9 protein-coding genes are annotated in these 7,434 nt (G+C 72.1%); 1 reads left to right on the top strand and 8 read right to left on the bottom strand.

The window, feature by feature from the left end:
• Positions 1 to 98: 98 nt before the first annotated feature.
• The 8 genes from ACK5KK_RS08325 to ACK5KK_RS08290 form a co-directional block, all read right to left on the bottom strand.
• A complete protein-coding gene (locus ACK5KK_RS08325) occupies positions 99 to 1,526 on the bottom strand; it encodes a conjugal transfer protein TrbL (RefSeq protein ID WP_416889621.1) in 1,428 nt (475 codons plus the stop codon).
• 46 nt (positions 1,527 to 1,572) lie between these two features.
• Positions 1,573 to 1,842, bottom strand: coding sequence for a DUF6112 family protein (locus tag ACK5KK_RS08320; RefSeq protein WP_416889620.1), 270 nt, complete (start codon positions 1,840 to 1,842; stop codon positions 1,573 to 1,575).
• 72 nt (positions 1,843 to 1,914) lie between these two features.
• On the bottom strand, positions 1,915 to 2,181 hold the full coding sequence (locus ACK5KK_RS08315) for a DUF6112 family protein (protein WP_416889622.1): 267 nt from the start codon (positions 2,179 to 2,181) through the stop codon (positions 1,915 to 1,917).
• A 5-nt stretch (positions 2,182 to 2,186) separates the two neighbouring features.
• A complete protein-coding gene (locus ACK5KK_RS08310; RefSeq protein WP_416889619.1) occupies positions 2,187 to 3,794 on the bottom strand; it encodes a M23 family metallopeptidase in 1,608 nt (535 codons plus the stop codon).
• Positions 3,795 to 3,806: 12 nt separating this feature from the next.
• Positions 3,807 to 4,499 carry a hypothetical protein gene (locus tag ACK5KK_RS08305; RefSeq protein ID WP_416889618.1) on the bottom strand — a complete coding sequence of 231 codons (693 nt, stop codon included), beginning with the start codon at positions 4,497 to 4,499 and terminating at the stop codon, positions 3,807 to 3,809.
• Positions 4,500 to 4,590: 91 nt separating this feature from the next.
• Positions 4,591 to 5,703 carry a ParB N-terminal domain-containing protein gene (locus ACK5KK_RS08300; RefSeq protein ID WP_416889617.1) on the bottom strand — a complete coding sequence of 371 codons (1,113 nt, stop codon included), beginning with the start codon at positions 5,701 to 5,703 and terminating at the stop codon, positions 4,591 to 4,593.
• Complete coding sequence (locus ACK5KK_RS08295; RefSeq protein ID WP_416889616.1) at positions 5,696 to 6,550, bottom strand: hypothetical protein; 855 nt, start codon at positions 6,548 to 6,550, stop codon at positions 5,696 to 5,698. Before ACK5KK_RS08295 ends, ACK5KK_RS08300 begins: the two co-directional genes overlap by 8 nt.
• A gap of 84 nt (positions 6,551 to 6,634) precedes the next feature.
• Positions 6,635 to 6,883, bottom strand: a complete 249-nt coding sequence (locus tag ACK5KK_RS08290; RefSeq protein ID WP_416889615.1) for a hypothetical protein — start codon at positions 6,881 to 6,883, stop codon at positions 6,635 to 6,637.
• A gap of 109 nt (positions 6,884 to 6,992) precedes the next feature.
• Here ACK5KK_RS08290 and ACK5KK_RS08285 point away from each other — a divergent pair.
• A partial coding sequence (locus tag ACK5KK_RS08285) for an IS66 family transposase (RefSeq protein WP_416889614.1) occupies positions 6,993 to 7,434 on the top strand: 442 nt, incomplete at its 3' end.

Below are 7,434 nucleotides of genomic sequence, written 5' to 3'. Positions count from 1 at the left end.
GTCAGGTCTGCTTCGGCGCGCCCGCCCCCAGAATCGGCGACAAGACGTCGGGCACGCGCGGCCCGATTCCATCCTCACCGAACCTGTCGCCGGCATCCTCACCTGACGCGGCGCCCTACAGGCGGGGCGGTGGGTCGGGACGGAGCCGGCTTCGGTGCAGGCGACGGTGCGGGCCGCGCACCCTGCCGAGCCGGCGATGTGGGCGGTGCGGCTGGCGGAGTGTGGGTCGCCGGCGATGCCGGCTCGGCGGTCTGCGCGGCGTCCGCGTGTCCTTCGGCGGCCCCGCCGACCGCGGCCCCGGCCTTCGGCCCCGCGGTCGCGGTGTCCTTGGCGACCTTCGCCCCGGCCACCGCCGCCACGCCCACAGGACCAGCCGCAGCACCCGCCCCCGCTCCGGCTCCGGCGGTGCCGGCGGACGCGCCGCTGGTCGCTCCTGCCGACCCGGCCCCGGCGCTGCCCGCCTTGGCCGCCGAGCCGCCGCCGGTCGTCTCGGCGTTGCCCGGTGCCGGCTTGGGCGTGGGCGGCGTGCCCCCGCTACCGGAGTCGTTGCCGCCGTCGCCGTCGAGCACCTTCTTGGCGTCACCGCCGCGCGCGCTCGCCGGGACGGGAACGGGCCGGTTCAGCGCGTTCTTGGCCTCCTGCTCGCTCGACATCGCGTGGTACATGTCGATCCCGACGAACGACAAGAACTTGTAGGTCATGTACGGCGCGAACGCCGCGACCAGCATCAGCACGACACCGGCGATGGGGTCGCTGATCGAGGCCAGGTCGGCCTCGATCGGGGCCGAGACCTGGGTGATCGCGACCAAGAAGATCACGACCAGCACGAGCTTGGAGAGGATCAACGCGATCACGAACGTCGCCCACCTGGGGAACCAGCCCTTGGTTGCGTCCCACGAGTAGCCAGCCAGCGCGACCGGGGCGAACACGATCGCGACCAACAACAGCGCCTTGCGGATCAGCAGGGAGAACCACACGATCGCGGCGGCCGAGATAGCCAGGCCGGCCAGGAAGATCGTGATGATCGCGCCCACGCCGGGCGCGGCGATGTTGATGGTCCCGAACCCGGCGGCGAGCAGGGCGATCCGGTCGCCCATCCCTTCCATCGTGTTGCCGGTGGCCTGCACGATCCCGATGCAGAGCTGGTCGGTGATTTCCAGCAGCAGCCCGGTCAGGCCGATCGCGACGAACGATCCGAGCACGCTCTTGGCCGCGCCGGTCGCGGCCCTCGACAGGGCGGTGGGGTCACGGTGGATCAGGCCGGTGATGAGTTGGAGGCAGAAGAAGATCAGGACGATGAAGACCGCGACGCCGAACAGGATGTTGTAGACACCGAGGTAGCCGGCGTCGGTGACATCCACGAGCGTGGTGGTGTCCATCACCGCCCACACGGCCTCGAACAGCCAGGCCGCCGCGCCGCCCATCGCCTGGGCGAGCCAGTCGAACGGCGCGGTCACAAGGGACGCGACGCCCTCGCCGACCGAATCGCACACCGACGAGATGACCGGCACATCGCACACGCCCATCAGCGCCACCCCCGCCCACAGCGGTAGGTCTTGCCGGTGCGGCCGGTCATACGGACTGGCCCACGTTCCAGAAGAAGTTGATGAGCGTCACCGCGGCGCCGCAGATGATCGCCGCCCCGCAGGAGACCAGCACGCCGAACTTGCCGCGCGAGGCCAAGTGCGGGTTGGAGGAGTTGGCGCCGAAGCCCCACACCACCGCCGACACGATCAGCGCCAGGACGCTCAGGATCAGGCCGATGGTCATGACCGCGCCGACGATGATCCTGAGCTGTTCGATGCCGGGAAGCCCCGTCCCGTTGGGGTCGATGTCGATCACAGCAGCACTCCTCTTGACAGCCGATGGGTTCTCGACTGCCAGGTGCGCCGGCCGTGCCCTCGACCCGGAACGTCAGAGGCGGGTGCCGACGTCGAGGAGGAAGTTGACCCACGCGACCCCGGCGCCCGCGAGGGCCGCGGCGCCGACCGAGACCCACAGGCCGGCGCGAGCCTTGCCCGCGGCCTGGTAGTTGCCGTGCGCGGAGGCGATCGCCCACACGATCGCGGAGACGATCAGCATGAGCACGGCGACGATGAGCACGAACATCAGCAGCGCGCCGACGATCGCGCGGAGCTGGCCGGCGCCGCCGACGCCACCGAAGTCGGGGAACACGTCCATGCCGGTCACGCCCCGGATCGGACGGTGATGTGGAGGTGGTCTTCGTGGCGGGTGGTGACATCGGTCCCGCGGGTGTAGGGCCGCCAGCCTTCGTCGGCTCGGGCCACCGACCAGATGCGGTCCTGCCAGACCAGGTACTCCACACCGAGCGTGGCGGCGTGCGTCTGGAGCCAGTTGGTGACCGCCCACCCGTTCTCGAGCGCGGCGCCGGTCGCGGCCTGCCCGATCGCGTTGCCGAAGGTCACGTCGCAGGCCCGCCCGAGGGGATGTTCGGAGACGGTGCCGGGCCGGGGTGACCAGCAGCCCCATCCGGTGTCGGGGAACGCCGCCCTGGTCTGGTTCATGACGTGGGTCATACGGGCGGTGATCTGCCCGGACGAGGTGGGGTCGTCCACGAGCGCGTCCGGGTTCCCGCCGGGGAACGCGCCGGGTGGTGCGGCGTCGCCGCCCGGCGCGCACCCCGGTTGGGTCGTGTCGCCGGGCTGGATGCCCTCGGCTCCGTTCTCGGCAAGCCACGGCTCGGCGTCGATCGCCGCGGCGTCGGTGCCGCCGGGTCGTATCTCGAAGTGCAGGTGGGCGCCGGTGGAACGGCCGGAGGAGCCTACATCGCCGACGTGCTGCCCCGCGGCCACCCGGTCCCCGACGCTGACGTGGATGCCGTGCTCCCACATGTGCGCATACGCCGAGGCGACCCGCTGCCCGCCGATGGTGTGCTCGATGACGATGAGCCCGCCGTACCCGCCGGAGAACCCAGCCACCGTCACCACACCGTCCGCGGCGGCGTGGATTGGGGTGCCGTCCGCGGCGGCGTAGTCGGTGCCGGAGTGGAATCTGCGTTCGCCCGTGAGCGGGTCGGTGCGCCACCCGAACGTGCTCGTCTTCACCCACGTCCCGGACGGCAATGGGAACACGACCCGGCTGGTCTCGGGGATCGCCGGGTCGCCCGGCGTTCCGCCCACGCCGCCGGCAGGGCGGGTCAGGGCGGCGAGGATCGTTTCGGCGACCGGCTGGTAGTTCCGGTACCTGTCCGGGTACGCGGACACCTCGACTGCTTGGGCGGCGGCGCCGGGGTCCATCTGTTGCCAGCCGGGGATGTCCAGCAGTCCGCGCGGGCTGGGGTAGTTGGGGCCGGCGGGTCCGCCGTAGAAGGCCCGAGCCTGATACGTCGGGTCCATCAGCTCGGCCATGGTGCCCCACCCGGCCGCAGGTCGCATCTGGAACAGGCCGAGTGAGTCGTGGTCCGAGCCGTTCCCGTCGTTGGGGTAGTTCCCGGACTCGGGGTAGGCGCCGGTGTTGGCGAGCATCCGCAGATGCGACTCGGTGAGCGCGGCCATCAGCGCGATCACCACACCGGGTCGGCCGACGCCCTCGACCTGTCCGCCGATCGTGATGATCGTGGCGGCGTGGCCGAGCTGGGTCCGGTTCAGGGTGATGGTCTCGCCGTTGCGGGTGGTGGCGGTCAGCGAGTCGGGGATCGGCCCCACCGTCAACGAAGCGGACGGGGTGCAGGCCGCGAACGCGGCGGTGTTGAACAGCAGCCCCACGCTGAGCATCCCCAGCGCGGGAGCGAGGAACAGCACGACGGCCAGGACAAGGGCGAGCTTCTTCACCATGACGGCCGCCGGCTATCGCAGAGGGTTGTCGAGCTGCGAGAGCCGCAGCAGGTGGCACGGCCCGGTGCGGAACTGCGGTGCCGGCGGTGGGCAGGCCAGGAACACGGTGAACGTCACCGGCCGCGACGCCTCCACGGGCTCGGTGCCCCAGGTTCCGTCACGGTGCCGGGTGCCCTCGATGGTGTAGGCGATCGCGCCGGGCGGGAGCTGGCCGGGCGCGGCCTGAGCGACCGCGACCTCCCACGCATCGGGCACGAACGCCGCGTCGATGCTCAGCCATTGCCGGGTCTGATAGGTGCGGAGCTGCGCCCACGCCTCCGGCGTCGGCAGGTAGGAGCGGATGTCCGAGGCCAGGCCGGCGGTCTCGTTGCCCGTGGGGTCGCCCACGTCGACCAGCGGTTGCGCGTAGTCGGCCGGGCCGTACCCGGTGGCGGTGTCCCACGCGAACAACGCGGCGGCGACCGTGCGGGCAAAGGTCTCCGCGTCCGTGGTCAGCGGAACCGCCCGCGGCGCTTCGGGCAGCCGAGGCGATGACGGCGTGCTCTCGGTGGGTGTGCCCGATGGCCGGTCGCCGGGGCCGGCGGGCTGAGCGGGTCCACGCAGCAGCCCGTACACGCCGATGCCGACCAGCAGCACCAGGACGAGGCCACCGGCGATCGCGGCGATCAGCAGCCGGCGGCGATAACGGTCGAAGGTGGGGTCCATGCGCGGCGGGCCTCCCGGATCATGGGCGGAGGGGTGGTCGCCGGGAAGGTGCACACCGCCCACACGGCACGCGCGGTGGTGAGCAGACGGGTCAGGCGGTGCGGAGCTGGGATTGCCGCCGGGCCGCGTCGGCGGCCTCGGCGAACGTCACCGTGCCGGCCACGGTCGCGGCGAAGCGGTCCCATTGCTCCTCGGTCAACGCCGGGCCGACCTCGGCCGGGTCGTAGTGCTCCCACCACGAGTCCAGGTCGTCCCAGGTCAGCACGAACGCCCGCAGCGTCCGCCGCTCCCACCCGCCGGGCGTGCTCGCCGGCTTCGCGCGTCGCGTGCGCGACCGCTTGGCGGCGCTCTTGCCGTTGGCGCGAACACGGGCCAGCGCATCGGCAGCGAGACGTTCCAGCTCGGCCGCCCGCGTCTGTGTCTCGGTCGCCCGCAGGCGTGCGGCGTCCTCGGCGGCGCGCTCACGCATCGGTTCCGGCGTCGCGGGGTCGGCGGCGATCCGGTCGAGCTCGGCCAGCGACAGCTCGGCGCGGGCGCGCTGGTGGCCGGCGGTGATCGACCCGCCGGCGTCGATCCGCTCCAGTTCAGCGGTCGCGCGTTCCCGGACCGTGGCGGGCTGGTCGGGGTCGACGGCGAGGCGTTGCAACTCGCTGATCCGTTCCAGGCTGGTGTAGGCGTTGCGGCCGGTGACCATCAGCGCCGCCTGCTCCCTCGTCCGCCCCCGCCCACCCTGTTGTTCCGTGCCTGCCGGGATCGCGTCTGACGGTGGAGCCACCGTGGCCCCACCGTGCGACCGGGGGTTTCCCTCGCCGGTCGTGAACCGGGATGCCTCCTGTCGGCGGGCGGCGTCCTCGGCCAGCAGGGCTTTCAGCTCGCGGTAGAGGGTGGCCTGCTCGGTCTGCGTGAGGGGCTTGTGCAGGGCGTTGTCGTCCTGCTCGGCCAAGAGCTGCCCGAGCCGTTCGCTGATCCCCGAACGGACCCACACGTTCGCGGTCTTCCAGCCGAGCTGGCGCATCGCGGCCAGCCGCCGCAGCCCGCACACCAGCACCCCGTCCGGGGTGATGGTGATGGGCTGCAACGGGCCGTCGCGGTCGATGGACGCGGCGAGCGCGTCGAGGTCGCCCAGGTCCGCACGGTGCCGCCGCCCGACCCCGATGGAGTCCAGCGCGCGCTCCAGCTCGATGTGTCCCGGACTGCTACCCACTCCGGCCACCCTCGACAGGTTCGGCGGGCGCGGACAGCACCACCTCGGTCAGCAGGTCCTCGTCCGACAACAGGGCGCGCAGCGGCTCGCCGACCAGGATGCGCAACAGCACGCCGCGTCCGGCGGCCGTGTTCGTGAGGTCGGGGTCGGGGTTGCCAAGGACTACGCGCAGCATCGCCAGCCATGAGGGGCCGGGCAGATCGAGCAGGGCGCGGGCGTGGTAGTCGCGCCGCAGCGCCTCGAACGCCGACGTTCGCGACGACGCCTCCGCCAGCCGCGCGCAGACGTACTCCACCCCGGCCCGCGCGGCGGTCGCAGGCCAGCCCAGCAGCGCGAACAGCGCGATCGTGTCCTCCACCGCGCCCGTCACGCCAGCGGTCCCGCCGCTGGCGGGCTCGGTCGCCTCGGTGGTGTCGCGGACGTGGAAGGCGGCGTGGTAGTCGGTCAGCGGGTTCTCCCGGTCGCTGAACCGCTCGGCGTCGTGGAACGCGCTGTATTGCGGGCGACGAGCCTGGTGCACCGAGCACAGCAGCCCGTTGGCGCGCTCCTCGAAGATGCACGTCACCTGCACCGCCCGAGTGACCATCGCCCACGGGTCCTCCGCCCGCCGCACCGACGGGGTGCGCATCGCGTCGAACGCCGCCGCCGCGGCCTCCCACGGGTCCAGCCCGTGCTTGCGGGCGAGAGCCGCGTAGCGGTCGGCGGCGTGCCGCATCAGGGCCGCAGCTTCCGGGTCGTCGCGCCACGAGCCCTGCCCTTGGGCGTGAAGGCGAGTCAACAGCACCCGCAGGCCCTCGGACTCCTCGAACCCCGGCCGGTCCTGGTCGCGCTCGCTCGTCGTGCTCATCGGCGCTGCACCTCCTGACCAGCAGGTGCACACGCCACCCCCAGCAACCACCGCCGCGGTACTGCCGAGGGCTCCCATCTCAGCTCACCCCAACCCGATCCCGGAACGGGTCACCCACGAGTGCGTCCGAGCCCGTCGCCCGAACTCCGACACCGGCGGCAAGCGCCGGGCACGGTCGCTGGCCGCCTGGTGGATCGTGTCGATCCGGCGACGGCCGGCTCGGATCGCGGTGGCGGGTGCCCGGCGGGCTCGGCGGGCCAGCTCGGCCTCGAAGTCGATCCCGCGCGCGGCCACCCGACCACTAGCCTGCGTCATCAGCTCGGACGGGCGCACCCACGTGACCCCACGCCGAGGCTTCGTCGTCTGGCCTCTGACCTCCTCGGATAAGGACGGGTCGCGATGTCGGGCCAGCGCCGACACGTCACCCTCGTCGGGAGCCGGGGTGACGGTGCCACTGGATCGGGGCGACTCCTCTCGTGGCCGCCGGTCCAACTGGAAACACCGGGACTGGGCCAGCGGGTTCATCGAGCTGATCATCGACACCAAGAACCGGGTTGACCAGGCCCGAACCAACGGCCGGACAGCGTTGAGCGGCTACCGGCGACGCAAGATCCAGCGGCGATGGAACGAACTCGCCACCCAGGCCGCCACCGCGGCCCCGGACCCCCCGAAAGGGATCTACCTGTACGGGACCGACAAAGACGCCCGGAACCTCGCCCGAGCCCTCACCGAACACCGAGACCTGTTCCTCGCCTACACCGGCGACTTCGCCCTCCCGTTCGACAACAACCTCGCCGAGAGAGATCTCCGGATGATCAAACTCCAAGCCAAGATCTCCGGCGAGTTCCGATCCCCCAGCGGCGCCGCCCGCTTCGCCACCATCC

It is taken from the genome of Microbacterium sp., from assembly GCF_047972865.1.
Lineage (GTDB): Bacteria > Actinomycetota > Actinomycetes > Actinomycetales > Microbacteriaceae > Microbacterium.
This window is presented reverse-complemented; position numbering and strand designations above follow the sequence as displayed.

What these genes read in the sequence shown, in the direction of transcription:
- ACK5KK_RS08325 (WP_416889621.1), bottom strand. Translation starts at nt 1,526, where the DNA reads ATGGGCGTGTGCGATGTGCCGGTCATCTCGTCGGTGTGCGATTCGGTC.
- ACK5KK_RS08315 (WP_416889622.1), bottom strand. Translation starts at nt 2,181, where the DNA reads ATGGACGTGTTCCCCGACTTCGGTGGCGTCGGCGGCGCCGGCCAGCTC.
- ACK5KK_RS08310 (WP_416889619.1), bottom strand. Translation starts at nt 3,794, where the DNA reads ATGGTGAAGAAGCTCGCCCTTGTCCTGGCCGTCGTGCTGTTCCTCGCT.
- ACK5KK_RS08305 (WP_416889618.1), bottom strand. Translation starts at nt 4,499, where the DNA reads ATGGACCCCACCTTCGACCGTTATCGCCGCCGGCTGCTGATCGCCGCG.
- ACK5KK_RS08295 (WP_416889616.1), bottom strand. Translation starts at nt 6,550, where the DNA reads ATGAGCACGACGAGCGAGCGCGACCAGGACCGGCCGGGGTTCGAGGAG.